This is a genomic window from Pantoea anthophila, from assembly GCF_006494375.1.
GTDB classification, from domain to species: domain Bacteria; phylum Pseudomonadota; class Gammaproteobacteria; order Enterobacterales; family Enterobacteriaceae; genus Pantoea; species Pantoea anthophila.
In genome coordinates, this window is the sequence record NZ_VHIZ01000008.1 from 62,619 (window position 1) to 87,924 (window position 25,306).

The window sequence follows — 25,306 nt, forward strand, 5'->3', positions numbered from 1 at the left end:
CAGGCGGCGAAGAAATATCCCGTGATCTGTGGCGCAAAAAAGAAACAAAGGCTCAGGGCAGGCTTCAATTAACTATTGATTGACATATCATTAACATCTTCAAGGAGATCCGCCATGAGCCAAAACCACAAACATCCTGTTCCAGAGAACATTGCAGCGAATGCCCTGATCACAGCAGAACAGTATCAGGCGATGTATCAGCACTCTGTCGACGACCCGGACAGTTTCTGGGGCGAACAGGGCAAAATCCTTGACTGGATTAAGCCCTACAGCACCGTGAAAAACTGCTCATTTGCACCGGGTAACATCAGCATTCGCTGGTATGAAGATGGCACGCTGAACCTGGCGGCAAACTGCCTTGACCGTCATCTCGCCACGCGCGGCGACCACCCGGCCATTATCTGGGAAGGCGACGACGCCAGCGAGAGCAAAACCCTGACCTTCCGCCAGCTGCATGCTGAAGTCTGTCGCTTCGCCAACGTGCTGGAGCTGCTGGAGGTGAAAAAAGGCGATGTGGTGGCGATCTATATGCCGATGGTGCCGGAAGCGGCTGTGGCGATGCTGGCCTGTGCGCGTATCGGGGCCGTTCACTCGGTGATTTTTGGCGGCTTCTCACCGGAGGCGGTGGCGGGCCGTATCGTCGACTCCAGTGCCTCGCTGGTGATCACAGCAGATGAAGGGATCCGCGCCGGCCGCAGCATCCCGCTGAAGAAAAATGTCGATGACGCATTAAAAAATCCTGCCGTCACCAGCGTGAAGAACGTGGTGGTCTTCCGGCGCACCGGTAAAGAGGTAGGCTGGGTGGAAGGCCGCGATCGGTGGTGGCATGACCTGATGCAGAACGCCAGCACCAACCACTCCCCAGCCGAAGTGGGTGCAGAAGATCCGCTGTTTATCCTCTATACCTCCGGCTCCACCGGTAAACCCAAAGGGGTACTGCACACCACGGGCGGCTATCTGGTCTATGCGGCGACCACCTTTAAGTTTGTCTTTGATTACCATCAGGATGATATCTACTGGTGCACCGCCGATGTCGGCTGGGTCACCGGTCACAGCTATCTGGTCTATGGCCCGCTGGCCTGTGGCGCAACCACGCTGATGTTTGAAGGGGTGCCGAACTGGCCCACACCGAGCCGCATGGCGGAAGTGGTCGATAAACATAAAGTGACCCTGCTCTACACCGCGCCCACGGCTATCCGTGCGCTGATGGCGGAAGGCGATAAGGCGATAGCGAACACTGACCGCAGCACGCTGCGCATCATGGGTTCGGTCGGCGAGCCGATCAACCCGGAAGCCTGGGAGTGGTACTATCAGAAAATCGGCAACAGCCGCTGCCCGATTGTGGACACCTGGTGGCAGACCGAAACCGGCGGCTTCATGATCACCCCGCTGCCGGGTGCAACCGAGCTGAAAGCCGGTTCCGCCACCCGGCCGTTCTTCGGGGTGCAGCCCGCACTGGTAGACAACGAAGGTCAGCCTCAGGAAGGTGCCTGTGAAGGCAACCTGGTGATCACGGAATCCTGGCCCGGACAGGCGCGAACGCTCTTTGGCGATCACGACCGTTTCGAGCAGACCTATTTCTCCACCTTTAAAAATGCCTACTTCAGTGGTGATGGTGCCCGTCGCGATGAGGATGGCTACTACTGGATCACCGGCCGCGTTGATGACGTACTCAATGTCTCCGGGCACCGGCTCGGCACTGCCGAAATTGAGTCGGCGCTGGTGTCGCACCCGAAAATTGCCGAAGCCGCGGTGGTGGGCATTCCGCACAGCATCAAAGGTCAGGCGATTTATGCCTATATCACGCTGAATCACGGCGAGGAGCCGTCACCGGAGCTTTACACCGAAGTCCGCCAGTGGGTACGCAAAGAGATCGGCCCGATAGCCACGCCGGATGTGCTGCACTGGACGGACTCTCTGCCGAAAACCCGCTCCGGCAAAATCATGCGCCGTATTCTGCGCAAAATTGCCACCGGCGACACCAGCAATCTGGGTGACACCTCCACGCTCGCCGATCCTGGCGTCGTAGAAAAACTGCTTGAGGAGAAACAGTCCATCAACATGCCTTAAGCGCACGCTGTCCGGCGGGAAGATCGCTTCCCGCCACCCCCGCCCCACGCAGTCTGTTTCGGTAGTCACAAATATTATAACCAGCTGAATCCGCGTCCTGACGCGAGGTTCTCCCCTGCAAGACCTCCGGAGAAAATGTGATGAATGACGCCCTTTCGAGTCAGGATGCAATCAATCAACAGATTGAACGTAATCCCCGTTTTCATGAGCTAGTCCGTAAACGCCAGTCGTTCGCGACGCTGCTGTCGCTGATTATGCTGGTGCTCTATGTCGGTTTTATTCTGCTGATTGCGTTTGCGCCCGGCTGGCTCGGTACGCCGCTGCACGCCGGCACCAACGTGACCCGCGGTATTCCGATTGGTGTTGGACTGATTGTGGTCTCCTTTCTGCTGACCGGCGTCTATGTCTGGCGCGCCAACGGGGAGTTTGACCGTTTAACCAAAGCGATCCTCAGCGAGGTGAAATCATGACCCGACTCACCTTATGGCTGCTGGCCCTGATGCTGCCCTTCTCCGCGCTGGCCGCCGATGCGATAACCGGTGCCGTGCAGCGTCAGGCAACCAACTATCAGGCGATCATCATGTTTATGATTTTCGTCGGGGCCACGCTGGGGATTACTTACTGGGCCTCCAGACGAACCCGTTCACGCAATGATTACTACACCGCGGGCGGCAACATCACCGGCTTCCAGAACGGTCTGGCGATGGCGGGAGACTTTATGTCCGCGGCGTCGTTCCTGGGGATATCGGCGCTGGTTTACACCTCCGGTTATGACGGGCTGATCTACTCGCTCGGCTTCCTGGTCGGCTGGCCGATGATTCTGTTTTTGATCGCCGAACGGCTGCGCAACCTGGGTCGCTATACCTTTGCGGATGTCGCCTCCTATCGTCTTAAGCAGATGCCGATCCGCATTCTCTCCGCCTGCGGTTCGCTGGTGGTGGTGGCGCTCTACCTGATTGCGCAGATGGTGGGGGCCGGGAAGCTGATCCAGCTGCTGTTTGGTCTTAACTACCATGTGGCGGTGATTCTGGTCGGCATTCTAATGGTGATGTATGTGCTGTTTGGCGGCATGCTCGCCACCACCTGGGTGCAGATCATCAAAGCGGTGCTGCTGCTGTTTGGCGCCACCTTTATGGCGGTAATGGTCATGAAGGCGACCGGTTTCAGCTTTAATACGCTCTTCACCGAAGCGATGGCGGTCCATCCTAAAGGCGCCGCGATTATGCAGCCTGGCGGACTGGTCAAAGATCCCATTTCGGCGCTGTCACTGGGCTTAGGACTGATGTTTGGTACGGCTGGCCTGCCACACATTCTGATGCGCTTCTTCACCGTGGCCGATGCCAAAGAGGCGCGGAAAAGCGTCTTCTGGGCCACCGGCTTCATGGGTTACTTCTACTTCCTGACCTTCATTATTGGCTTTGGGGCCATTCTGCTGGTCGGCGCGAATCCGGCGTTTAAAGATGCGGCGGGTGCGCTGATAGGCGGTAACAACATGGCGGCGGTGCACCTGGCGAATGCGGTGGGCGGCAGCACCTTCCTCGGCTTTATCTCTGCGGTCGCTTTTGCCACGATTCTGGCGGTGGTGGCGGGCTTAACCCTGGCAGGCGCGTCGGCGGTGTCACACGATCTCTATGCCAGCGTTTACCGTAAAGGTCAGGCCAGCGAAAAGGATGAACTGCGGGTCTCTAAGATCACCGTGCTGGCGCTGGGCGTGGTGGCGATTGCGCTGGGTATTCTGTTTGAGAAGCAGAACATCGCCTTTATGGTCGGGCTGGCCTTCTCTATTGCGGCCAGCTGTAATTTCCCGATCATCCTGCTGTCGATGTACTGGTCAAAACTCACCACGCGCGGCGCGATGGTGGGCGGCTGGCTCGGTCTGCTGACCGCGGTGATCCTGATGATCCTCGGCCCGACGGTGTGGGTGCAGGTGCTGGGCAACGCCACACCGATCTTCCCGTATGAGTATCCGGCGCTGTTCTCGATGATCGTGGCCTTTGTGGGCATCTGGATCTTCTCGATTACCGACCATTCGCCGCAGGGTGCAGAGGAGCGTTCGCGCTTCCGGGCGCAGTTCATTCGCTCGCAGACCGGCACCGGTATTGAACAGGGTAAAGCGCACTGATCGCCCTCTGAAACGGGCAGAAACAGGCCATAAAAAAAGGGCGGCTCAATCAGCCGCCCTTTTCTTTCATGTCGCGCATCAGAAACGCAGTGAAGCCCCGACATAAGGACCATCGACCAGCACGTTATCTTTGCGTCCATCTTTGTTGTTCAGCTCGATGTACTGATAACCCACGCGCAGGTTAAGCAGTGAGACCGGCGTGAAGCTCAGGCCGCCCGCCGCTTCCTGGTAGCTGTCCAGCTGATCGGTGAAGGACTCCGGCGCATAGTAATATTCGCCATACAGGCCCCACATGCTGTTCAGGCTGTAGTGTGCTGCACCACCCAGCGCCACCGCAAATCCATCTTTTCCATCTTCAGGATGGGTGAAGATCGCTTTTGCGGTCGGCGCCAGACGCAGCGGCCCGAAATCGACGTTGTAACCCAGACCGGCACCGTAGGTGCTGCCGTCATGGTCGCTACGCAGCCAGTTACCCTTCAGAAACAGCCCCGGCGTGGTGGTGCCCAGACCCAGATTCAGGTTGGTGTTGTGTTCACTGACATCAACACTGCCTTCGATTGCCTGAGCGGCACCGCTCAGTAAAACCAGCCCGAGGGCGCTCCCGGTAACAAGTTGCTTAAACATGATTCCACTCCGTGAAAGGACAATTAATTCGGCCGCAAGGTTAACAGCCTGAAAAACGGAGACAACATTATCCGGAAAACTTTACGTAAAAATACGTGTCGCGGTCAGGAGAGTCGCCTGCGCAGAGCAGTGTAGACTATATCGTCCACATCAGGTGTCCAATCAGCGGAGCCAGAACCACGGTCACCACGCCAGAAAGCATCATCACCAGGCTGGCGACAACGCCCTCCTGCTGCCCAAGCTGATAAGCACGTGCCGTTCCGGCGCCGTGCGATGCTGCGCCCAGTCCCGCGCCTTTCGCTACGCCCTGCTTAATGGCAATGCGCAGAAACAGGACGTCACCCACCGCCATGCCAAACACGCCAGTGATCACCACAAACAGCGCCACCAGATCGGGCTGTCCGCCAATCGGCCCCGCGGCGGCCAGCGCAAAGGGGGTGGTGATGGAGCGAACAGCGAGGCTGCGCTGAATCGACTCCGGTAACGTCAGCAGCCGCGCCAGCCAGACGGAACTGCAGACAGCCACCAGCGTGGCGGTCACGACGCCCGCGCTCAGCGACAGCCAGTGACGCTTAATAATCGCCACGTTCTCATACACCGGCACGGCGAAGGCCAGCGTGGCGGGCCCCAGCAGCCACAGCAGCCAGTGGTTTTCAGCGATGTAATCCTGCCAGCTGATGTGCGTCAGCAGCAGTAGCGCCACCAGCACCAGCGGCGTCATGACCAGTGGCATCAGCAGCAGCGTCCGCCAGCGCCGGTAGAGCCGTTTATTCAGCGCATAGACCAGCAGGGTCACCGCCACACAGAGCAGGCTGAGCAGAATATCACGCATGGGGGCCCTGCTTACGCGCGGCGCGCGCGACTTCATACTGATAAAGCCGATCCACGACCCAGGCGGTGGAAGCCAGCACCAGCACGGTACTGACGCCGATCACCACGCAGATGCGCCAGCCGTCGACCCGCAGCAGATCGCCATAGTTGACCACCGCAACCACGGCCGGAATGAAGAACAGCAGCATCTCGGCCAGCAGCCAGCGTGACCCCGCTTTCACCCAGTTGAGCGGCACGACGCGCGTCACGATCAATGCCAGCAGCAGCAGCATGCCGACGATGTTGGCAGGCAACGGCAGATGCAGCCACGTTACCAGCCGGTCGCAGGCGATAAACAGACCGATATAGAACCCCAGCTGCAGCGGCAGACTCAGCCATTGCGCTGCGCGGTGACTGCGTGGTGTGAGTGCTAACGCCATACCCTTCTCTCCCGATTAAATTCACCGCACCAGTATAAATCGGCGACAGAAGGTGAAAAAAATGAATTAAAATTATCGTGATCATGCCTTAAAGGAATAGTTATGGATGTCCGCGCCCTGCGTTACTTTACTGAAGTGGTTCGTCAGCAGAGCTTTACCCGAGCGGCACAGAAGCTGTTTGTGACGCAGCCGACCATCAGCAAAATGCTGCGCCAGCTGGAGGAGGAGCTGGGCTGTACGCTGCTTCTGCGTGATGGCCGTCGCCTGCATCTTACCGACAGCGGACAGGCGGTCTATCAGCGCGGGCAGGCGATCCTGCAGGAGTTTCATCAGCTGGAAGCGGAGATCGGTGACATCAACGAGCTGAAAACCGGTGAGCTGCGGCTCGGCATTCCACCGATGGTCGGGATGCAGATAGCCGGATCGATCTCCGCGTTTCGCCGCCGCTATCCGGGTGTGGCGCTGAAAATTTCGGAGTTTGGCGGGCTGACCGTCCAGCAGGCGGTGCTGGCGGGCACTCTGGACATCGCCCTGACCGCCCTGCCGGTTGACGCCGGGCTGCCGCTAAACACCCTGCCCCTGATGCACCATCCGCTCTGCGTGCTGCTGCCCCGGCATCCGGCGTGGCTTGGCCGCCAGCAGATTGGACTGGCTGAACTGGCGCAGCATCCGCTGCTGATTTTCAACGAGGAGTTTTCGCTGAACCGTCAGCTGATGCAGGCGTTTCAGCGGCTCAGTCTGACGCCGACGATAGCGGTGCGCAGCGGCCAGTGGGATTTTCTGGCGGCGATGGTGCAGGCGGAAATGGGGCTGGCGATTCTGCCGGAGCCGATCTGTCAGCGGCTGGATAAGCACTCTTTATTGTGGCTGCCGCTGGAGTCGGAGCTGAAATGGAGTCTGGGTCTGATCTGGCGGGAAGGCAGTTATCTGTCGCGCAGTGCGCAGGCGTGGATAGCGTGCTGTCGCGAGCACTGGCCGGATCAGCCGCCGCGTCTGTCGGTGTAGCAGGCGGGCGCGCCGCGTTATCGCAGACGCGCCCGTTGCGGATTACTCCTCTTTTTCGATCAGCAGCGCTTCCAGCAGGTCCAGGTCGTGCAGTAATTTCTGCATCGTCTCATTGGAGATCTGCTGAGTGGCGCGCAGATGATAGACCTCGGCGCGTTCAGCGCGCAGCCCGGTCAGGCGGAAGCGACGCTCCAGGTTTTCAGCGAACAGCGCATGTTCGAGGTCGTTCTTCCCTTCGGCGCGACGACGTAAGTTGCCGATCACCCGCAGGCTCACCTCTTTCAGCAGCTCCGGATCGATATTCTCTTCCGACTCCTTCTCCAGCCGCTCTTCCATTTTGTGCAGGCTCTCAATCGCGGCTCCGGCCATGACGGCACGGGCGTTCTGCAGTTCGCGGCGATGCGCACCCTTGTCGATGGTATCGATGCCGCGCAGCAGAATCGGCAGGATCACTACACCCACCAGCAGCGAGAACAGAATCACCCCGGTCGCAATAAACACCAGCTCATAGCGCGCCGGGAAGGGTTCGCCATTGCTCAGGAACAGGGGAATAGAGAGCACACCCGCCAGGGTAATCGCACCGCGGACACCGGCAAAAGAGGCGATCAGCAGTTCGCGCAGCGAATAGTTAGAGAACTCCAGCGGCTTCTTCTTCAGCAGGCGTTTGCTGAAGCGCTGCATAATCCACAGCCAGCCGAAACGCACCAGCATCAGCGCCAGATAGACCAGCGCGATATCAGCGAACAGCATCCAGAGTTCGACGTTGGGATCGGCCTGCGCCTGGTCAACCGAGGTCTGCAGAATGTCCGGTAACTGCAGGCCAAGCATCAGGAAGACCATGCCGTTAAAGACAAACTCCAGCATCTGCCAGACGCTGTTGGCGCGCAGACGCATCGCCAGCGGAGCCTGACGGATAATGCCGGAGCGGGTGATGGTCATACCGGCCGCCACGGCTGCCAGGATGCCTGACACACCCAGATGTTCGGCAATCAGGTAAGAGGCGAACGGCAGCAGCAGCAGCAGAACGGTCTGGGTCGCCGGGTCGTCACCGCTCCAGCGGCTGAGCAGGCGCAGCGATTTCCCGTAGAGCCAGCAGACCGCTACACCCGCCACCAGACCACCGACGGCGACTTTCAGGAATTCGATGCTCGCGCCGCCCCAGGTAAAGACCATGGTGCCCATGGCGACAGCCACGGCAAACTTCAGCGACACCAGGCCCGACGCGTCGTTCATCAGTGCTTCACCCTGCACGATCGACATAATCTTTTTGGGAATGCGGCCTTCACCGACGATGCCGGAGAGCGCCACGGCGTCGGTGGGCGACAGTACCGCCGCCAGTGCAAAAGCGGGGATCAGCGGGATACCTGGCACCATCCAGTAGATGAGATAGCCGATACCAATTACGGTAATCAGCACCAGCGCCAGCGCTAAGCCGATAATTTCACGACCGTGATGCAGGAACTCACTGATCGGCGTCTTCCAGCCATCCGCGAACAGCAGCGGCGGGATGAACAGCACCAGAAACAGTTCCGGATCAAAGTCGACATGCAGACCAAACGTCGGCCAGGCCAGCAGCGCACCAGCGGCGATCTGGACAAGGGGTAACGGGATCTGAAAAGGGAGAATGCGGGCCGCGACGCCGGAGAGCGACACGACCAGCGTCATGATGAGAATAGTAAAAAAGATTTCCATGCTTTCCTTAGGCGTCGTTTCTTTCAGTCATTGGTTAAGCGATAAAGTGTAAAACAAACGGCGATGAAGGGTGTCAGCTACGCGTGCGACGAGGAGGAAAAAAGTGAAAAATTCCGGACGCGTTGTTACACGTCCGGTTCAGCAGTCAGATCGCCCAGCCTCCGGCATAAAACGCCACCAGCGCAACGGCAATCACGACGGTGCCGACGTTAAGCCTGCGCCATTCGCCCGCGAAGAGACGGCCCACTACCAGGCTGGCAAACCCAATCATGATGCCGGTCACGATGTTGCAGGTGAGCACGATGATCACCGCCGTTAACAGACCCGACATCGCATCGACAAAATCAGCGAAGTCGATTTTTGCCACGTTGCTCAGCATCAGCAGACCCACATACATCAGGGCAGGTGCCGTGGCGTATGCCGGTACCAGGTAAGCCAGCGGCGACATAAACAGAATGGCCAGGAACAGCAGGCCGACCACAATGGCGGTCAGACCCGTTTTACCGCCCGCCGCCGTTCCCGCCGCCGACTCGATATAGACCGCCGCCGGCGACGCGCCGACCAGACCGGCGAACAGGCTGCTGACAGAGTCCGAGGTCAGGGCACGGCCGCCATTGATGATCTGGCCCTGCTTATCCAGCAGATTGGCTTGCCCCGCCACGGCGCGAATGGTGCCGGTGGCATCAAAGACCGCCGTCATGACCAGTGCCAGCACGCTCGGCAGCACCACCGGCTGCAGGGCACCCATGATATCGAGGCTGAACAGCAGCGACTGTCCCTGCGCATCACGCAGGTCAGGCAGCGCAAACAGCCCGTGATACGTCACCGCCGGGTCAAAGATCAGTCCCAGCAGTGAAATAGCGATAATCGTCAGCAGGATGCCGCCCGGCACCCGGCGCTTCTCCAGCCCGATAATCGCCGCCAGACCCAGCAGCGTCATCATCACCGGAAAGGTGGTGAAGTGGCCCAGGGCGACCGGCAGGCCGGGAGCCGGATTTTTAACGACCAGGCCCACGCCATCCGCCGCAATCAGCAGCAGAAACAGACCAATTCCGACGCCAGTGCCATGCGCCACCCCCATCGGCAGATTGCGCAGGATCCACGCACGGATACCGGTGACGGAGATCAGCGTAAAGAGCAGGCCCATCAGGAACACCGCGCCCAGCGCGACCGGCACGCTGATGTGCTGACCCAGCACCAGGCTGAATGCGGTAAAGGCGGTTAACGAGATCGCGCAGCCAATCGCCATCGGCAGATTGGCCCATAAGCCCATCAGGATAGAACCAAAGCTGGCGACCAGACAGGTGGCGACAAAGACGGCCGTCGGGGAGAAACCGGCTTTGCCCAGCATCACCGGTACGACGATTACGGAGTAAACCATCGCCAGAAAGGTGGTGAGTCCGGCCAGAATTTCCTGACGCACGCTGCTGCCTCGCGCCGAGATCGAGAACCAGGCGTCCAGTTTTCCACTGGCCGGGCGTGATTCAGTTGACATAATTGAGCCTCAAAAATTTTTGTTGTGTGGATCGCTCTGCGGCCATCGCTGTCCCTGGAATAAGCGGGTAGACGGTAACCCTGACCGGGCGGACCCGGCAGGCAAACGTTTACCTTGCCGCAGAGTGTGGGTCGCTAAAGGCGGCCGGATAAAAAGGCAGGCGATTATCCGGCGTTTGGCGGCACAGTTTCAACTGTCAGAGGGAGATTGTTCAGCATAAAGACCGCGGTTCAGGGCGGAAAAGCGTGCAGCCGGGACCAGTGCAACGCGCTGACGCATTGAAGTTAAAGCGGTTTCTGGCGGACGTGTCACCGGCATAGCCGTGAAGAGAGACGGCTCGCCGGGCGAAAAAGAGGATCAGCCTGGCAGCGAAAGCTCGCCGCCCTGAGCGATCGCGCGCTGCCAGGCGGCGCGCTGCTGCACGGTCTCTAACCATTTCCGGGTGGCGGGCATCTGATCCAGCCCGGCGCGCTGCGCCAGTGCCAGCAGCGGAAAGCTCATCTGGACATCGGCTATGGAGAAGCGCTCACCGGCAAACCAGGGGTTAGCTGCCAGATGCTGTTCAATCATCTTCATGTGCGGCTTTAGCTGTTTATCCAGATACGCCTTCTGCACCCCTTTCCCGAATGCCGCCCCGACCGGACGCAGCAGCCACGGCACCGGGGCTTTACCCATCTGCCCGAAGATCAGCTTCATCACCAGCAGCGGCATCAGCGATCCCTCGGCGTAGTGCAGCCAGTAGCGGCACTGCAGACGTGACGCCTCATCACTGATTTTCAGCCGGAAGGTGTGATCGTAGTTCTCTTCCAGGTATTCCAGGATGACTCCCGACTCGGCCACAACCCGGTTGCCGTCGGTAATCACCGGCGATTTCCCCAGCGGATGCACCTTTTTCAGCGCCTCCGGGGCCAGCATCGTCGGTTCGCGTTGATAGCGTTTAATCTGGTACGGCACTTCCAGCTCTTCCAGCAGCCACAATACGCGTTGCGAGCGCGATTGCTCAAGATGGTGAACGGTGATCATCATGATTCCCTGTGTTTTGACCTCTCCTCAGTATAGACGTCACTCCACATCCGGATGTTTATCATCCTGTTCCGGGTCCAGCAGCACCGCTCCCGATCCCTGCTCGCCCAGCCGGTCGCCGGGATTACGCAGCGGGCAGTCGCGCATCGACAGGCAGCCGCAGCCGATACATCCATCCAGATCGTTGCGCAGGCGGGTCAGGGTTTCGATGCGCTTATCCAGCTCTTCGCGCCAGTGCCGGGTCAGCGCATCCCATTCCGGTGTCGACATCCGTTTGTCAGCCGGGATGTGATCGAGACTGTCGCTGACCGTCGCCAGCGGAATACCGATGCGCTGAGCAATCTTGATAATCGCCACGCGTCGCAGCACGTCACGACTGTATCGCCGCTGATTGCCGCTGTTACGCGTGCTGAAAACCAGCCCTTTGCTTTCATAAAAGTGCAGTGCCGACACCGCCACACCACTACGGCGCGCCACCTCACCCGGTGTTAACACCGGTTTGGGATAGTTGCGTTCTTTTTTCATCAGGCCCTTTACCTCAAGTTAACTTGAGGAATTATACTCCTTCTCTATCAAAACGACGAAACTCCCTATATCACTTATTAAGCACCAGAAGGATGAGGCCATGATGCAAGAAGAGATCATTCATTCCCTGACGCACTGGATTGACCAGAACCTCGACAAGAGTCTGTCGATCGATGAAGTTGCCGCTAAATCGGGTTATTCAAAATGGCACCTGCAGCGTATGTTCCGTACCGTGACGAAACAGACGCTGGGTGGCTATATTCGTGAGCGTCGCCTGACACTGGCAGCAGAAGCGCTGTCGCAGACACAGCGCCCGGTTTTTGATATCGCAATGCAATATGGCTACGACTCGCAGCAGACCTTCTCCCGCGTGTTTCGCCGCCAGTTTTCGCAGACGCCAACCGCCTACCGGCATACCATGCGACGTCAGGCGATTCAGCGTCCTCGCCTGCTGAGCTTTGGCTGCAACGACGGCATTGGCAGCTATACCCAGCGCACCACCGGTGAGTGCTGTCCGGTTCGCTGACCGGCAGATGCGCCTGCAACAGGCGCATCTGACTGAATTTCCCGCATTTCCTCCCCTGCCGTTCATTTTTCCCCCGCTCCAGCTGCCATACCAGAGTCAAATTTTGTTCAAAATTTAAAATCGGGTGATATAATGTGACCCAAGTCACACTTTGAACCTGGTTTGACGGCGAAAAAGCCCCTCCTGACACGCTTTTCTGCCGCCGGTGATGTCCGCGAATTGTCAGGAATCCTTACTGATATTGAGGTCCACCGATGGCCACGTTAACCGCCAGTTTTCTCGTTATGCGCTGGGAGTTGCTGAGCGCAGTTCTGATGTTTTTTGCCAGTACCCTGAAAACCCGACTGCGTCAGGATAGCCGTCATGTGATGGCGTTTATGTGTGGCGGGATTGGTTTAGGTGTGACCTGCTGGTTTGTGACGGGGCTGATGGGCATCACCCTGAGCATGGAAAACGTGCATAACTTTCTGGAAATCTCAAAGCATGCGTTTATCGATGTGATGAGTCAGGCACCTGCTGACTGGCCGATGCCCTGATCGATTGCGATAATCCCCAATCGACAGGCATAAAAAACCCCGCTGCGCGGGGTTTTTTATATTGCTGTGTGTTTAAATTTTCTTCAACATGGCAGGGATATTCACATCCTGCACTGTAACGCCCGGGCTCTGCGTTCCGCGGCGGTCCTGAATCCACATATCTCCCATCATCTGATTTAAACCGCGATCCAATCCGGTGACCAGTCCTGCACCTGGGGTGAAGGTCAGTTCGCCAAAGTAGATCCGCTCGTCATGGATATACCAGTCCACGCGCACATAGTCGAAATCACTGGCCAGCTTCTTGCTCAGTTCGAGCGCATGTTCCAGTGACGGCATGATCGGTGAGACATCCAGCCCGGTGTCACGAATCTTGTGATACGCCTCCTGGAGGTTATTCACGTAGAAATTCATCGACAGCAGCGGCTGGCAGCGGTTGTAGATCACCTGCAGCACATATTCAAACCGGCCATCGCGCTTGTTGAACATATGGAACTTGTAATCGATCGGCGCGCTTTTGCCATCACCAATGTACTTCTCCACCAGAATACGTGGCTTGATGTAGCGATAGTGAATCTCACGCGCTTCGTTGGCGAAGTCGGTCTTCAGCCAGCGATAGCAGTCATGAATGATCTGCTGCTTGCGCAGGGCATCCGGCTCTTCCAGCAGAATCTCTACCATGTTGGAGGCGTGGTTCGGTTTGATCACCGTCCCCTTCCAGCAGGGTAAGCTGTTCAGCGTGGTCGGGTCAGTGGTTTCGTGTACCAGCGGGATCAGGTACTCATCACCGATTTTCTCAGCAATGAATTCGCGCACCGAGTACTTATCTGACAGGCGACCGTAGTTCTGGTAATCGCCGAAGATAAACTTACGGTACAGCACCTTCTCGTTGAACACTTTTGGCTGACGCAGATTGGGCAGTTTTCTGAACTTGTGGAAGTAGTAGATGCGATCCTGATAAGCCCAGGGCATCTTCTTAATAAAATACTGCACACTTCTTCTGAGTTCTTCTTTCAACTTGAGCATATCTGACCTCATTTGTAGGTTTTGTAGTTGAGTGAGGAAACCTGAATCTTTTGAATGACGCCGTTTTTAAAGAAGTAATTCATTACGGTCAGGGACAAAAGTTCTGAAAGGAAAACGCTCCACGCGGCCCCCATGATGCCGTGACCCTGGATCAACCACCAGGAGAGCGGCAAACTGATGACCATCAGACAGACGATTTTCCTCAGCAGGTAATTGAATCCTCCCTCTTTAACCATGTAGCGATAGGCTACGGTCCCCATTGCCGAAAAGCTGGTGGCTATCGACAGCAACGTAATGAGACTTCCTGACTGTGTGTATTCCGGCCCGTACAACGCGATGATGATCCGCTCGCCGAAGAGCGAGATGATCAGCAGCATCAGCAGTGAAACCGCCATAACATAGCCATTGAGCCGGGCGGCAAGCTTAATGGCGACCTCGCCGCGCTCCCTGAAAATTTCAGTGAAGCAGGAGGTGATGAGCGCCACCGGGATAAAAATCCAGGAGGCGGAAATGGTATTCGCCGCCGCAAACAGGCCGAGGTCGCGCGCTGGCGCGGTGCCTGCCAGAAACATCTGCGCCGCTTTCACCTGCACAGAGATGAAGATGCTGGAGATGGCCAGTGGCAGACCGGCATACATCAGATAACGCACATAGGTGGTACGCTTTTCGCGCGGCGGCATCTGGTCCTGATGATCCTGATAGAAGTTGTGACGCTTAATCAGGTAAGGCACCAGGGTCACCGACACAATAGAGAGCGTCAGCCAGAGCGGATTGAGGCGCAGCCAGGCGATGGTAAAGCTGATGCCGAAACTCAGCAGCATGCCTGTCGCATTGGCAACGGTATTCAGGCGCGAGGCCAGCCGCGCATTGTTGTAGACGCTGAACGTGTCCTGGGTGACAAAAACGGACGCCACAAATGAGGCCAGTGCAAATGCCAGAAAATTTTCCTGCATGTTGTACCAGACCCAGATTAAGACTGGCACCGAAGTGACCAGTAACAGCACCATCCGCAGCGTCCGGGCGATGCTCATCAGACGCAGGCCTTTTGAGGCATTTTTGCTGACACGCTTAAACAGAATGGTTTCGGTGCCAAAGATGGCAACGGTTTGCACCATTGCAAATAGTGAGGTTGAAAACGCCATCTGGCCAAACACCGTTGGACCAAAGGATTTTGCCACGTAAGACGTCACAAAAATGACGCCAAATACGGAGATGATCTTTTCAGACATCATCCAGGCGGCATTAGACATTACGCTCAATTTCATCGACTCTTCCTTAGTATTACTCAACTACAACCGCTTCGGTACAACATCCCTGTAACGAATTAATAAGCGCGCAGTAGGCCTGGCGAAAATGTAAGACTTCAGACCAAACTGGTCCGAAAATTGAGAAGTTGATCATAATCCGGAGAGTGAATTCAGGATAATTCTTATTATATCTGGCGCGAATCACTTCAAATGGAAACGATTTCAGGCTGAAAATAACCCAACCTTAAACGGCCACAACCCCCCTATTATTCGGGTCGGTCAGGCTAAATATCCGGTTTACGTTTAATTTTTCCGTATTCGGGATGCGATGAATTTATAACAAAAATCCGCCTCCAGGAAGGCGCGGCCTGCGGATAAGAATAAAATAAGATTTATCCCATGATGATATTTATTCTAAATATCTTAATTTAGGCTTCGCTATTCCATTGGCGCACTTTAATACTGCATTAATAGAATCTTACAGTGCCAGAAATTATTAAAGTCATTCTCATCCATTAATCGATAAGAAAGGTAAGAGCATTTATGAGAAAGTCACGATACAGCGAAGATCAAATCACAAATGCCATTAAAGCTTCTGAATCGGGCGTGAAAGTCAGAGAGATTTGTGAAGAGTTAGGCATCTCTGAAGCCACGTTCTACAGCTGGAAGAAGAAGTTTTCTGGGTTGTCTTCGGAAGAAGGCAGAAAAATCAAGGAGCTGGAAGAAAAACTGCAGAATGCGACGCGTGAGCTGCAGACCCTCAACTCGGATAAAGAGATGCTGCAGAGCGTGCTTAAGCACTTCTTTACCACGAATGAAAAGCGTCAGGCTGTAGACTTCCTGCAGACCACGTTTGACATCGGCACCCGCCGCAGCTGCCGCCTGTTGGATATCAGCCGCAGCGTTTACCATTATCCGTCAGGCACGGAGAACCGATAACCCCCATGCTACCGCGCTTACCAGACTTAACGCTGAGATTTGTTCTTACCAGAAGAGATGAAGATCATTTAATAGGACAATTGCGGCACCCCTTTCCGCTCCATTTATAACTAATGAATGGCTTCACGGCTAAGCTTCTTTTTTTGCGGTAAAATTGATTCACAACAGCAAAAGTCTCGCATTCTACGCCGATTCTTCCCCTCCCAATCTCGTTTTAGCGGGATTGGGCCTCCTCTTTTTTTGTTAAGTGCTGCTAAACCCCACTACCAAAGCGTCTGGATAACATTAAGACGCTTTAAACTTAGAACGAAAAATAATCACACTTCTTTTAAGTTAATCCTGGCCCTAACCCAAACTTTTTGCGGTTACGCTTTAATTCCTTTGCGTGCCTTTTCCGCAATAGTTTCTCCAGGATTAATCCGGCACAAATAGTTTATTGCTCCTTATCACTAACGTTATGTGGCTATCTTTTCACTCTCTTCATTGCGCATCATTGATGCCACAGATTAATCTTTAATTAAAAACGCAGCGGCGGAATTTTCTTACTCATTGAATGAGGAATGAAGTTAATAGTGGTTTTTAGCGGGCATAACTCAGGGTCACAATCCAATAAAATGCGGCAGAGAAAAGCGTAACGTCCATAATGCTGCGCTTTTTTTCCTGATTTATGGGCGCTATCTGTGCAGGAAATTGCATCCCGGCGGTAAACGATCCGCCTTCAGCGGGTGAAAAGTGCCGATTTTTTGCTGACCGGGGGTGGATGGCAGGGGTTAACACGACGAGATTTTCCCCCTTCGCATCGCATGAAATCGATTTCGCGGCAAAAATCTGTCGGACAGAGTGCAAATCGGGATAGGGTTTTGTCTTAAAAAGCCGGGCAAAGCGGGCTTCGCACGGCCAGTTTATTCCAGAGATCGGTGTGGGTTATCCGCTGAGGGCAACCACCCGCGGCTGTGGTTTGATACGCATTGCCCACAGCACGCCAGCCATCAGACAGGCAATGCCGATAACGGTGAGCAGAGGTGGCCAGCGTTGATGCCAGAGAAAAGTCCATAACAGACCGAACAGGATCTCAAAAACAATCAGCGGCCCCATCAGTACCGTGGGCAGACGCTGGCTGGCTGCGTTCCAGCACAGGCTGCCGAGCCAGGAGCAGAGCAGGCCAATCGCCAGCATCAGAGAGATAAAGAGTGACGGATGTGGCCCGAACGGCAGCGGGAAGTCAGGCTGTTGCCAGGCGATCTGAACGCTGACCAGCGCATACAGGGTCAGCGCCATCGGCAGCGTCACCAGCCCCTGCGCCGTCGCCCAGGTCGAGGGTCGCAGTGCGGGATGAGTGCGCAGCCAGCGGGCATTGCGCAGCGGATACCAGGTCCAGCAGACCACCGCCAGCAGTGCCAGCACGATGCCGGTCAGGTAACGACTAAGATCCAGCGTTGCGCCCTGGCTCCGCAACTCCGCTGCATTGACGCAGAGCAACCCGGCCGCCATCATCACCAGCGCCGGAAAGAGCCGCCGCCAGGGCAGACGTCCTTCAAGATGGCCGTAACAGAGATTGGCGGTAACGGCGATCACCACCGGCAGTGTGCCGATAATCATGGTGGAGACCGGCGCGCCGGTGCGCTGAATGGCATTGGCCAGAAACGCATAATAGAAGAGGTTACCCACCAGCGAGAGTTTTACTGCCTCGCGCCAGTCGGCCCGCCCCAGCTGGCGCAGCTGGCGGCGATCGTGCCAGGCCAGCGGCAGCGCAATCAGCCCGAACGCCACATAACGTCCCGCCGACTGCAGTGCACCAGGGTAGTCAGGCACCAGCAGCGGCCCGACAAAGATCAGCCCCCACATCAGCCCCGCGGTAACGGCAAACATAACACCAGCAAACATGACTTTTTCCCGTATAGCTTTTTTTCACAGTGTGGCGGGAGTGAAGGAGGAAGGCTTGTAGCAGATTGCGGTTGTGTCAGGGCTGGCGCACCTGTTTCTGATAGCGGCCAGGCGTAATGCCATAGCGGTTAGCAAAGGCGCGGGTCAGATGAGCCTGATCGGTTAACCCGACGGCCGCTGCGACACTGGCAGCGGCTTCGCCCTGTGCCAGTCGCTGTTTGGCATCATAGAGGCGGAAAGCCATCAGCATCTGATGCGGCGTGACGTGATAGTGCTGGCGGAAAGCGCGTAAGAAGTGCCACGGCGACAGCGAGGCCAGCGCCGCCAGCTCCTCCAGCCGCACCGGTTCCGCCAGATTTGCCCGCAGAAAATCACGCACCTGATCAAAGCGATGCCCTCCCTCGGGCCTGCCCGGTGACGACATCCGCGCCAGCGGGCGAATCTGCAACAGCAGTTCGGAAAGCAGACTCTGGCGCGCCAGTCCGGACTCCGCCTGCCAGAGTGCGGCCAGCGTGCGGGAGAGCGGCTGCGCGATGCGCGGATCGGTCAGCAGCGCCTCATTAAACCACCAGCCGCGATCGCCGGTCAGTTCATCCATCAGCTGCGGCTGAATGTAGATCATCTGATAGCGCCAGCCCTCGTCACAGGCTGACTCACCGGTATGCAGCTCATCCGGATTCATGGTCACCAGCGAGTTCACCGGCGCGGTATATTCGGTGCCGCGATAGCGAAAACGCTGCGCACCCGCCTCAATCGTGCCAATGCCAAAGGCTTCATGGGTATGGGGTTCAAAAGCGTAGCGGGAGATGTGAGCCTGATAGAGTTCCACACCGGGCAACGCGGCCGGTTGCTGAAACTGTGCGCGGTCTTTTTCACAGGGAAAAACAGCCGGAACACCTTCCACTTCTCTCTCCTTATTTATCCGATGTCGGATTAGCATGCCTGCGACCGGGGGGAAAATGCAAAAGATTGCTATCCGCCGCGCCGCAGGTAACACTGTTTTTTTCTCATTCTGAGGGAGTCAGCATGGCACAGCGAGTCGTCATCGTCATTGATATGCAGAACGGCGTGTTCAGCACACCACGTTTCGATAAGGCAGGCCGGGTTGACCGGATCAACCGGCTGACCGATCGCGCCGATATCGTCCTCTTTATTCAGCATCGTGAAGGCACGATGTGCGAGGGCAACCCCAGCTTTGATCTGCTGCCGGAACTGGTTCAGCCTGCGGGCGCGCATTACGTGACGAAAACGGCCTGCGACAGCTTCTGGCAGACAGAGCTGGCCGCGCTGTTAAAGCGTCTGGAGGTAGAGGCGTTTGTGGTGTGCGGCTGTGCAACCGACTACTGTCTGGATACCACCATTAAAACAGGGGCCAGTGCGGGCTATGCGATAACCGTGGCGGCGGATGCGCACACCACCGCCGATCGCCGCTGGGTCGGGGCCGAAGCGCTGATTAATCAGCACAATGAGGTGTGGGCCTCGCTGCTGATCCCTGGCAACGTGCCGCGCGTGCTGAGCACGGATGCCGTGCTGGCGGAATGGTCATAGCCCCGGTTGGCCGGAGCCGCGCATAAAAAAAGCCCGCATAGCGGGCTTTTTAAACGCGTCAGGCCAGATGAATCAGAACGGAATATCGTCGTCAAAATCCATTGGCGGTTCGTTGTTGTTGCTGGCAGGCGCACTCTGCGGCTGCTGCGGACGGGACTGCGCGCCGCCGCTGAACTGATTGTTGTTGCCCTGCGGCTGCTGCGGCTGGCCCCAGCCATTGTTGTTGCCACCACCCTGCGCGCCTGCACCGGCGTTACCGCCCTGCTGACGGCCGCCCAGCATCTGCATGGTGCCGCCGACGTTAACCACGACTTCGGTGGTGTAACGTTCCTGGCCACCCTGATCCTGCCATTTACGGGTGCGCAGCTGACCTTCGATGTAAACCTGAGAGCCTTTGCGCAGATATTCACCCGCGACTTCAGCCAGTTTGCCAAACAGCACCACACGGTGCCACTCGGTGATCTCTTTGTTTTCACCGGTCTGCTTATCACGCCAGCTCTCCGACGTAGCCAGCGTAATGTTGGCAACAGCGCCACCATTTGGCATATAACGTACTTCCGGATCCTGACCCAGATTCCCGACAAGAATCACTTTGTTAACGCCACGACTGGCCATGTTGCTGTCTCCCGATGAGTTAATGCATTCAGTCTAATCCATCAATTCTAACACGTCCTGCTCACTGTTTCCCACTTTCGAGCCGCGTTCCGGTTTTAATCCTTCACACGTCCGGACCACAGAGTACTGGATATTTATTCAGTCTATTTTTTGTGCCATAATGACACGTTTATTCTGGCCGTGTCGGCAAGGCGCGGTGAGTGCTGCTAATCCGGGAAAGGTGAATGGATAAGATCGAAGTTCGTGGTGCCCGCACCCATAATTTGAAAAACATTAACCTGACCATCCCACGCGACAAACTCATTGTGGTGACCGGCCTGTCAGGCTCCGGTAAATCCTCACTGGCGTTTGATACGCTGTATGCGGAAGGTCAGCGCCGCTATGTGGAGTCGCTCTCTGCGTATGCGCGCCAGTTTCTTTCGTTAATGGAGAAGCCGGACGTCGATCATATCGAAGGTCTGTCGCCCGCCATCTCTATTGAACAGAAATCCACCTCGCATAACCCGCGCTCGACGGTGGGAACCATCACCGAGATCCACGACTACCTGCGTCTGCTGTTTGCCCGCGTGGGCGAACCGCGCTGCCCGGACCACAACGTACCGCTGGCGGCGCAGACCGTGAGCCAGATGGTCGATCAGGTTCTCGCTCAGCCGGAAGGCCGCCGTCTGATGCTGCTGGCACCGGTGGTGAAAGATCGCAAGGGTGAGCACACCAAAACGCTGGAAAATCTGGCGACGCAGGGCTACATCCGCGCGCGTATCGACGGCGAAGTGTGCGATCTGTCTGACCCGCCGAAACTGGAGCTGCAGAAGAAACACACCATCGAAGTGGTGATTGACCGCTTTAAAGTGCGTGACGACCTGGCGACGCGTCTGGCCGAGTCCTTTGAGACAACCCTGGAGCTCTCAGGCGGCACGGCGATCGTGGCGGACATGGATGACAGCGAGGCCGAAGAGCTGCTCTTCTCCGCGAACTTCGCCTGCCCGATTTGTGGTTACAGCATGAGTGAGCTGGAGCCGCGCCTGTTCTCCTTTAACAACCCGGCAGGCGCCTGTCCGACCTGCGACGGCCTGGGCGTACAGCAATATTTCGATCCGGATCGCGTGGTGCAGAACCCTGAGCTCTCTCTGGCAGGTGGCGCAATCCGTGGCTGGGATCGCCGCAACTTTTACTATTTCCAGATGCTGCGTTCGCTGGCGGACCACCTCAGTTTTGATATTGAAGCGCCGTTCGGCAGCCTGCCCGACAACGTGCAGAAAGTGATCCTGTACGGCTCTGGCAAAGAGAGCATCGAATTTAAGTACATCAACGACCGTGGCGACACCTCGGTTCGCCGTCATCCGTTTGAAGGCGTGCTCAACAACATGGAGCGCCGCTACAAAGAGACCGAATCCTCAGCGGTGCGCGAAGAGCTGGCGAAGTTCATCAGCAACCGCGCCTGTGCGAGCTGTGAAGGCACCCGTCTGCGTCGCGAAGCGCGCCATGTCTTTGTCGAAGATACGACGCTGCCGACCATCTCTGAGATGAGCATCGGTCACGCGATGTCCTTCTTTGAAAATCTGAAGCTCAGCGGCCAGCGTGCGCAGATCGCCGAAAAGGTGCTGAAAGAGATTAGCGATCGCCTGAGTTTCCTGGTGAACGTCGGCCTGAACTACCTGTCGATGTCACGTTCCGCTGAAACCCTTTCCGGTGGTGAGGCGCAGCGTATCCGTCTGGCGAGCCAGATCGGTGCCGGTCTGGTGGGCGTTATGTATGTGCTGGACGAACCGTCAATCGGCCTGCATCAGCGCGATAACGAGCGTCTGCTCGGCACCCTGATCCACCTGCGCGATCTCGGTAACACCGTGATTGTGGTTGAGCACGATGAAGATGCGATTCGTGCCGCCGACCACGTGATCGACATTGGTCCGGGTGCAGGCGTGCATGGCGGCCAGGTGGTGGCAGAAGGCACCGTGGATGAGATCATGGCACAGGAAGCGTCCCTGACGGGCCAGTTCCTGAGCGGCAAGCGTGAAATCGCCGTGCCGGAGGCGCGGGTGAAGGGCGATCCATCTAAGGTGCTGAAGATTACCGGCGCGCGCGGCAATAACCTCAAGGATGTCACGCTGACGCTGCCGGTGGGTCTGTTCACCTGCATCACCGGTGTCTCCGGCTCCGGTAAATCGACCCTGATTAACGATACGCTGTTCCCGATTGCGCAGCGGGCGCTGAACGGTGCCACCATCGCAGAGCCGGCCCCTTACCGCGACGTGGCGGGACTGGAGCACTTCGACAAAGTTATCGACATCGACCAGAGTCCGATTGGCCGCACGCCGCGCTCCAACCCGGCGACCTACACCGGCATCTTCACCCCGGTGCGTGAACTCTTTGCTGGCGTGCCGGAAGCGCGGTCACGCGGTTACACGCCGGGTCGTTTCAGCTTTAACGTGCGCGGCGGACGCTGTGAAGCCTGTCAGGGCGATGGCGTGCTGAAAGTCGAAATGCACTTCCTGCCGGACATCTATGTGCCGTGCGATCAGTGCAAAGGCAAACGCTATAACCGTGAAACGCTGGAAGTGAAGTACAAAGGCAAGAGCATTCACGAAGTGCTGGAGATGACCATCGAAGAGGCGCGTGAGTTCTTTGATGCGGTTCCGGCGCTGGCGCGTAAGTTACAGACGCTGATGGATGTGGGTCTCTCCTACATTCGTCTCGGCCAGTCCGCCACCACCCTCTCCGGTGGTGAAGCTCAGCGCGTGAAGCTGGCGCGTGAACTGTCGAAGCGTGGTACCGGTCAGACGCTCTACATTCTTGATGAGCCGACCACCGGCCTGCACTTTGCTGATATTCAGCAGCTGCTGGAAGTCCTGCATCAGCTGCGCGACCAGGGCAACACCATCGTGGTGATTGAGCACAATCTCGACGTGGTGAAAACCGCTGACTGGATTGTCGACCTTGGCCCGGAAGGCGGCAGCGGCGGCGGCGAAATCCTGATTGCCGGCACGCCGGAGACCGTAGCGGAGTGTGAAAAATCGCATACCGCGCGCTTCCTGAAGCCCCTGTTACAGAAGTAATGATGCCAGGCCCGCCCCGTGCGGGCCTGCTTATTTCTGCTGCCGGTTCAGCCAGAAAAATGCAGAATCAGGCAAGATTCAGACATGTATAGGCATATACGCCCTTCCCCACGCTGACTATCCTTAAGCGGTTCCTCTTTGGCACGCCCCTGGCGTCGCCCTGTTTTTTGCAGCACCACTGCGCTGCTGCACTTCATCAGAAAACACTCACGACACATCGAAACTGGAGACACCATGAATATTACGCATGCGTATGCTGCTCAGGATGCAAAATCCAAACTGGCACCGTTCGATTATAAGCCGCGTGAGCTGCGCGCCCATGACGTTCAGCTTGAGGTGCTGTTCTGTGGCGTCTGCCACTCAGACCTGCATCAGGCCCGCAATGAGTGGAAAAACACGATTTTCCCTGTGGTTCCGGGGCATGAAATTGTGGGTCGCGTCACCGCGGTGGGCCCACAGACGCAGAAATACAAAGTCGGCGATCTGGTCGGCGTAGGTTGCATGGTGGATTCGTGCCGCAGCTGCCCGAGCTGTCAGCAGGGGCTGGAGCAATATTGTGAAAACGGTTTTGTCGGCACCTACAACGGTGAAGACCGCGAGACCGGTGCGATCACCTACGGCGGCTACTCAACGGCGATGGTTGTGGATGAGAGCTTTGTGCTGCGCATTCCGGAAAACCTGGATCTGGCGGGCGTCGCGCCGCTGCTGTGTGCCGGTATCACGACCTACTCGCCGCTGCGCCACTGGAATGTCGGCCCCGGCAAAAAAGTCGGTATCGTAGGCCTGGGTGGCCTGGGGCACATGGGCGTGAAAATTGCTCACGCAATGGGGGCGCATGTGGTGCTGTTCACCACCTCGCCGTCCAAAATCGAGGATGGCAAACGCCTGGGCGCCGATGAGGTGGTGATCTCCAAAGATCCAGAGCAGATGGCGCAGCACGCCAACAGCTTCGACTTTATCCTGAACACCGTTGCCGCTCAGCACGACCTTAACCCCTTCATCACCCTGCTGAAGCTGGATGGCAATATGACGCTGGTCGGCGCACCTGAGCACGATCACCCGGCTCCGCAGGTGTTTAACCTGATCTTCAAACGTCGCAGCATCGCCGGTTCACTGATTGGCGGTATCGCAGAAACGCAGGAGATGCTCGATTTCTGTGGCGAGCACGGCATCACCTCGGACATCGAACTGATCGCGATGGATCAGATCAACGAAGCCTATGAGCGCATGCTGAAAAGCGATGTGAAATATCGCTTTGTTATCGACATCAACACCCTGCGCGAGCAGTCGGCTGCCTGATCGGGTCGCCTGCACCCTCCTGCTCAGGCAGGGGGGTGTTAAAGCGCGGCCTGGCGCGCGGCGTCAACCTGCTGGAAGGAGGCATCGACCAGATAGTAGATCTGCGAATCCTTCAGCGACCCATCCAGGAACAGCGTGCTCCAGTGTGATTTATTCAGATGCTCGCTGGGAATGATGTCGCTATGCTCTTCGCGCAGCAGCTCTGCCAGCGCAGGCGTCGATTTCAGCGAAACCGCAGGCCGCCCTTTTACCTCATGTACCATCGCAAACAGCACGCCGTTGCTTTTGATCTGCGTGGCCTTCCAGTCACTGTGGACGCTCTGCTCTGCGCCCGGCTTGCTCATGCAATAGGTCAGTAAGTCTGAGTGATTCATCACGATTCCCCTTGTAAAGTGGCGACAATCCGCCTGGCACCGCCCTCAATGCGATGCTCGCCCAGCCAGATACCCTGCCAGGTCCCCAGAACCAGGCGTCCCCGCTGAACCGGCAGCAAGAGCGACACGCCCAGGGTCGAGGATTTAATGTGCGCCGGCATGTCATCACGTCCTTCGTAGTCGTGCTGATAAGGCGCATTCTCCGGCACGTGCCGCAGGAAATGCTGCTCCATATCGCTGCGCACCGTCGGATCGCAATTTTCATTTAAGGTTAATGACGCCGACGTATGCTGCAACAGCAGATGCAGCAGACCGGTTTTGATATCACGCAATCCGGAGAGCGAGTCGGTGATCTCATCAGTGATGAGATGAAAGCCGCGCGGCTTCGCGCTCAGCGTAATAGTCTGTTGATGCCACATAGCTTATTCCTGAAACGGTTACCCCGTTTAAGTGTGC

24 protein-coding genes are annotated in these 25,306 nt (G+C 57.0%); 10 read left to right on the forward strand and 14 right to left on the reverse strand.

Translation table 11 applies throughout. The features are described 5' to 3' along the window. The first annotated feature begins 114 nt into the window (after positions 1 to 114). The 3 genes from acs to FJW00_RS00705 all read left to right on the forward strand — a co-directional run bounded on the left by acs (position 115) and on the right by FJW00_RS00705 (position 4,192). Positions 115 to 2,070 (forward strand): acetate--CoA ligase, encoded by a 1,956-nt coding sequence (gene acs / locus FJW00_RS00695; RefSeq protein WP_009092579.1) that lies wholly within the window; start codon positions 115 to 117, stop codon positions 2,068 to 2,070. A gap of 140 nt (positions 2,071 to 2,210) precedes the next feature. Then, complete coding sequence (locus tag FJW00_RS00700; protein ID WP_140922776.1) at positions 2,211 to 2,540, forward strand: DUF485 domain-containing protein; 330 nt, start codon at positions 2,211 to 2,213, stop codon at positions 2,538 to 2,540. Continuing rightward, positions 2,537 to 4,192 (forward strand): cation acetate symporter, encoded by a 1,656-nt coding sequence (locus tag FJW00_RS00705; RefSeq protein WP_009092581.1) that lies wholly within the window; start codon positions 2,537 to 2,539, stop codon positions 4,190 to 4,192. Before FJW00_RS00700 ends, FJW00_RS00705 begins: the two co-directional genes overlap by 4 nt. A 78-nt stretch (positions 4,193 to 4,270) precedes the next feature. Here the strand turns inward: FJW00_RS00705 and FJW00_RS00710 are convergent, their stop codons facing one another. From FJW00_RS00710 to FJW00_RS00720, 3 genes are all read right to left on the reverse strand, one after another. Beyond that, on the reverse strand, positions 4,271 to 4,816 hold the full coding sequence (locus FJW00_RS00710; RefSeq protein ID WP_009092582.1) for a YfaZ family outer membrane protein: 546 nt from the start codon (positions 4,814 to 4,816) through the stop codon (positions 4,271 to 4,273). 136 nt (positions 4,817 to 4,952) lie between these two features. Continuing rightward, on the reverse strand, positions 4,953 to 5,648 hold the full coding sequence (locus FJW00_RS00715) for an LrgB family protein (RefSeq protein WP_046101024.1): 696 nt from the start codon (positions 5,646 to 5,648) through the stop codon (positions 4,953 to 4,955). Continuing rightward, positions 5,641 to 6,066 carry a CidA/LrgA family protein gene (locus FJW00_RS00720; protein ID WP_140028718.1) on the reverse strand — a complete coding sequence of 142 codons (426 nt, stop codon included), beginning with the start codon at positions 6,064 to 6,066 and terminating at the stop codon, positions 5,641 to 5,643. Before FJW00_RS00720 ends, FJW00_RS00715 begins: the two co-directional genes overlap by 8 nt. 102 nt (positions 6,067 to 6,168) lie before the next feature. Between FJW00_RS00720 and FJW00_RS00725 the strand changes: the two genes are divergently transcribed. Then, a complete protein-coding gene (locus FJW00_RS00725; RefSeq protein WP_140922778.1) occupies positions 6,169 to 7,071 on the forward strand; it encodes a LysR family transcriptional regulator in 903 nt (300 codons plus the stop codon). A 42-nt stretch (positions 7,072 to 7,113) separates the two neighbouring features. Here FJW00_RS00725 and FJW00_RS00730 read toward each other — a convergent pair whose 3' ends face one another. The 4 genes from FJW00_RS00730 to soxR all read right to left on the reverse strand — a co-directional run bounded on the left by FJW00_RS00730 (position 7,114) and on the right by soxR (position 11,806). Next, complete coding sequence (locus FJW00_RS00730) at positions 7,114 to 8,763, reverse strand: Na+/H+ antiporter (protein ID WP_009092586.1); 1,650 nt, start codon at positions 8,761 to 8,763, stop codon at positions 7,114 to 7,116. Positions 8,764 to 8,908: 145 nt separating this feature from the next. Continuing rightward, on the reverse strand, positions 8,909 to 10,258 hold the full coding sequence (locus tag FJW00_RS00735; RefSeq protein WP_009092587.1) for an NCS2 family permease: 1,350 nt from the start codon (positions 10,256 to 10,258) through the stop codon (positions 8,909 to 8,911). A 357-nt stretch (positions 10,259 to 10,615) separates the two neighbouring features. Further along, complete coding sequence (locus FJW00_RS00740; RefSeq protein ID WP_140922808.1) at positions 10,616 to 11,281, reverse strand: glutathione S-transferase family protein; 666 nt, start codon at positions 11,279 to 11,281, stop codon at positions 10,616 to 10,618. Between the two features lie 39 nt (positions 11,282 to 11,320). Next, entirely contained in the window at positions 11,321 to 11,806 is a 486-nt protein-coding gene (gene soxR / locus FJW00_RS00745) for a redox-sensitive transcriptional activator SoxR (protein WP_140922780.1), read from the reverse strand. 100 nt (positions 11,807 to 11,906) lie between these two features. On the opposite strand from soxR, the gene soxS reads away from it, so the two are divergent. Next, positions 11,907 to 12,332 (forward strand): superoxide response transcriptional regulator SoxS, encoded by a 426-nt coding sequence (soxS, locus tag FJW00_RS00750; RefSeq protein ID WP_009092591.1) that lies wholly within the window; start codon positions 11,907 to 11,909, stop codon positions 12,330 to 12,332. A gap of 254 nt (positions 12,333 to 12,586) precedes the next feature. Then, positions 12,587 to 12,868 carry a YjcB family protein gene (locus tag FJW00_RS00755; protein ID WP_009092592.1) on the forward strand — a complete coding sequence of 94 codons (282 nt, stop codon included), beginning with the start codon at positions 12,587 to 12,589 and terminating at the stop codon, positions 12,866 to 12,868. 72 nt (positions 12,869 to 12,940) lie between these two features. Here the strand turns inward: FJW00_RS00755 and FJW00_RS00760 are convergent, their stop codons facing one another. Continuing rightward, positions 12,941 to 13,891 carry an ATP-grasp fold amidoligase family protein gene (locus FJW00_RS00760; protein ID WP_033736441.1) on the reverse strand — a complete coding sequence of 317 codons (951 nt, stop codon included), beginning with the start codon at positions 13,889 to 13,891 and terminating at the stop codon, positions 12,941 to 12,943. An 8-nt stretch (positions 13,892 to 13,899) separates the two neighbouring features. Then, positions 13,900 to 15,156, reverse strand: coding sequence for an oligosaccharide flippase family protein (locus tag FJW00_RS00765; protein ID WP_033736443.1), 1,257 nt, complete (start codon positions 15,154 to 15,156; stop codon positions 13,900 to 13,902). Positions 15,157 to 15,681: 525 nt separating this feature from the next. Between FJW00_RS00765 and FJW00_RS00770 the strand changes: the two genes are divergently transcribed. After that, positions 15,682 to 16,077 (forward strand): transposase, encoded by a 396-nt coding sequence (locus FJW00_RS00770; protein WP_009092595.1) that lies wholly within the window; start codon positions 15,682 to 15,684, stop codon positions 16,075 to 16,077. 924 nt (positions 16,078 to 17,001) lie between these two features. Here the strand turns inward: FJW00_RS00770 and FJW00_RS00775 are convergent. After that, entirely contained in the window at positions 17,002 to 17,961 is a 960-nt protein-coding gene (locus tag FJW00_RS00775; RefSeq protein ID WP_140922782.1) for a DMT family transporter, read from the reverse strand. Positions 17,962 to 18,037: 76 nt separating this feature from the next. Next, the gene (locus FJW00_RS00780) at positions 18,038 to 18,865 is read right to left on the reverse strand and encodes an AraC family transcriptional regulator (protein WP_009092597.1); all 828 of its coding nucleotides are present in this window, start codon (positions 18,863 to 18,865) and stop codon (positions 18,038 to 18,040) included. Between the two features lie 122 nt (positions 18,866 to 18,987). On the opposite strand from FJW00_RS00780, the gene FJW00_RS00785 reads away from it, so the two are divergent. Next, positions 18,988 to 19,509, forward strand: coding sequence for an isochorismatase family protein (locus tag FJW00_RS00785; RefSeq protein ID WP_140922784.1), 522 nt, complete (start codon positions 18,988 to 18,990; stop codon positions 19,507 to 19,509). 72 nt (positions 19,510 to 19,581) lie between these two features. On the opposite strand, the gene ssb1 is transcribed toward FJW00_RS00785, so the two are convergent. Then, positions 19,582 to 20,124, reverse strand: a complete 543-nt coding sequence (gene ssb1 / locus FJW00_RS00790; protein ID WP_009092599.1) for a single-stranded DNA-binding protein SSB1 — start codon at positions 20,122 to 20,124, stop codon at positions 19,582 to 19,584. Positions 20,125 to 20,348: 224 nt separating this feature from the next. Here ssb1 and uvrA point away from each other — a divergent pair, with 224 nt between their 5' ends. Together uvrA and FJW00_RS00800 are read left to right on the forward strand one after the other, a co-directional pair. Continuing rightward, positions 20,349 to 23,177 (forward strand): excinuclease ABC subunit UvrA, encoded by a 2,829-nt coding sequence (gene uvrA / locus FJW00_RS00795; protein ID WP_046101018.1) that lies wholly within the window; start codon positions 20,349 to 20,351, stop codon positions 23,175 to 23,177. 234 nt (positions 23,178 to 23,411) lie between these two features. Beyond that, positions 23,412 to 24,476, forward strand: coding sequence for an NAD(P)-dependent alcohol dehydrogenase (locus tag FJW00_RS00800; protein ID WP_009092601.1), 1,065 nt, complete (start codon positions 23,412 to 23,414; stop codon positions 24,474 to 24,476). A 38-nt stretch (positions 24,477 to 24,514) separates the two neighbouring features. Here the strand turns inward: FJW00_RS00800 and FJW00_RS00805 are convergent, their stop codons facing one another. Together FJW00_RS00805 and FJW00_RS00810 are read right to left on the reverse strand one after the other, a co-directional pair. Next, on the reverse strand, positions 24,515 to 24,850 hold the full coding sequence (locus FJW00_RS00805; RefSeq protein ID WP_009092602.1) for an MmcQ/YjbR family DNA-binding protein: 336 nt from the start codon (positions 24,848 to 24,850) through the stop codon (positions 24,515 to 24,517). Next, a complete protein-coding gene (locus FJW00_RS00810) occupies positions 24,850 to 25,269 on the reverse strand; it encodes a secondary thiamine-phosphate synthase enzyme YjbQ (protein WP_009092603.1) in 420 nt (139 codons plus the stop codon). Before FJW00_RS00810 ends, FJW00_RS00805 begins: the two co-directional genes overlap by 1 nt. Between the last annotated feature and the right edge of the window lie 37 nt (positions 25,270 to 25,306).

Bases quoted from the DNA above. Each gene is read 5' to 3' on its own strand.
- FJW00_RS00710 (WP_009092582.1), bottom strand. From the start codon at position 4,816: ATGTTTAAGCAACTTGTTACCGGGAGCGCCCTCGGGCTGGTTTTACTG.
- FJW00_RS00810 (WP_009092603.1), bottom strand. From the start codon at position 25,269: ATGTGGCATCAACAGACTATTACGCTGAGCGCGAAGCCGCGCGGCTTT.
- FJW00_RS00715 (WP_046101024.1), bottom strand. From the start codon at position 5,648: ATGCGTGATATTCTGCTCAGCCTGCTCTGTGTGGCGGTGACCCTGCTG.
- soxS (WP_009092591.1), top strand. From the start codon at position 11,907: ATGATGCAAGAAGAGATCATTCATTCCCTGACGCACTGGATTGACCAG.
- FJW00_RS00700 (WP_140922776.1), top strand. From the start codon at position 2,211: ATGAATGACGCCCTTTCGAGTCAGGATGCAATCAATCAACAGATTGAA.
- ssb1 (WP_009092599.1), bottom strand. From the start codon at position 20,124: ATGGCCAGTCGTGGCGTTAACAAAGTGATTCTTGTCGGGAATCTGGGT.
- FJW00_RS00760 (WP_033736441.1), bottom strand. From the start codon at position 13,891: ATGCTCAAGTTGAAAGAAGAACTCAGAAGAAGTGTGCAGTATTTTATT.
- FJW00_RS00740 (WP_140922808.1), bottom strand. From the start codon at position 11,281: ATGATCACCGTTCACCATCTTGAGCAATCGCGCTCGCAACGCGTATTG.
- FJW00_RS00800 (WP_009092601.1), top strand. From the start codon at position 23,412: ATGAATATTACGCATGCGTATGCTGCTCAGGATGCAAAATCCAAACTG.
- FJW00_RS00770 (WP_009092595.1), top strand. From the start codon at position 15,682: ATGAGAAAGTCACGATACAGCGAAGATCAAATCACAAATGCCATTAAA.
- acs (WP_009092579.1), top strand. From the start codon at position 115: ATGAGCCAAAACCACAAACATCCTGTTCCAGAGAACATTGCAGCGAAT.
- uvrA (WP_046101018.1), top strand. From the start codon at position 20,349: ATGGATAAGATCGAAGTTCGTGGTGCCCGCACCCATAATTTGAAAAAC.
- FJW00_RS00805 (WP_009092602.1), bottom strand. From the start codon at position 24,850: ATGAATCACTCAGACTTACTGACCTATTGCATGAGCAAGCCGGGCGCA.
- FJW00_RS00735 (WP_009092587.1), bottom strand. From the start codon at position 10,258: ATGTCAACTGAATCACGCCCGGCCAGTGGAAAACTGGACGCCTGGTTC.
- FJW00_RS00730 (WP_009092586.1), bottom strand. From the start codon at position 8,763: ATGGAAATCTTTTTTACTATTCTCATCATGACGCTGGTCGTGTCGCTC.
- FJW00_RS00775 (WP_140922782.1), bottom strand. From the start codon at position 17,961: ATGTTTGCTGGTGTTATGTTTGCCGTTACCGCGGGGCTGATGTGGGGG.
- FJW00_RS00705 (WP_009092581.1), top strand. From the start codon at position 2,537: ATGACCCGACTCACCTTATGGCTGCTGGCCCTGATGCTGCCCTTCTCC.
- FJW00_RS00755 (WP_009092592.1), top strand. From the start codon at position 12,587: ATGGCCACGTTAACCGCCAGTTTTCTCGTTATGCGCTGGGAGTTGCTG.
- FJW00_RS00785 (WP_140922784.1), top strand. From the start codon at position 18,988: ATGGCACAGCGAGTCGTCATCGTCATTGATATGCAGAACGGCGTGTTC.
- FJW00_RS00765 (WP_033736443.1), bottom strand. From the start codon at position 15,156: ATGAAATTGAGCGTAATGTCTAATGCCGCCTGGATGATGTCTGAAAAG.
- FJW00_RS00720 (WP_140028718.1), bottom strand. From the start codon at position 6,066: ATGGCGTTAGCACTCACACCACGCAGTCACCGCGCAGCGCAATGGCTG.
- soxR (WP_140922780.1), bottom strand. From the start codon at position 11,806: ATGAAAAAAGAACGCAACTATCCCAAACCGGTGTTAACACCGGGTGAG.
- FJW00_RS00725 (WP_140922778.1), top strand. From the start codon at position 6,169: ATGGATGTCCGCGCCCTGCGTTACTTTACTGAAGTGGTTCGTCAGCAG.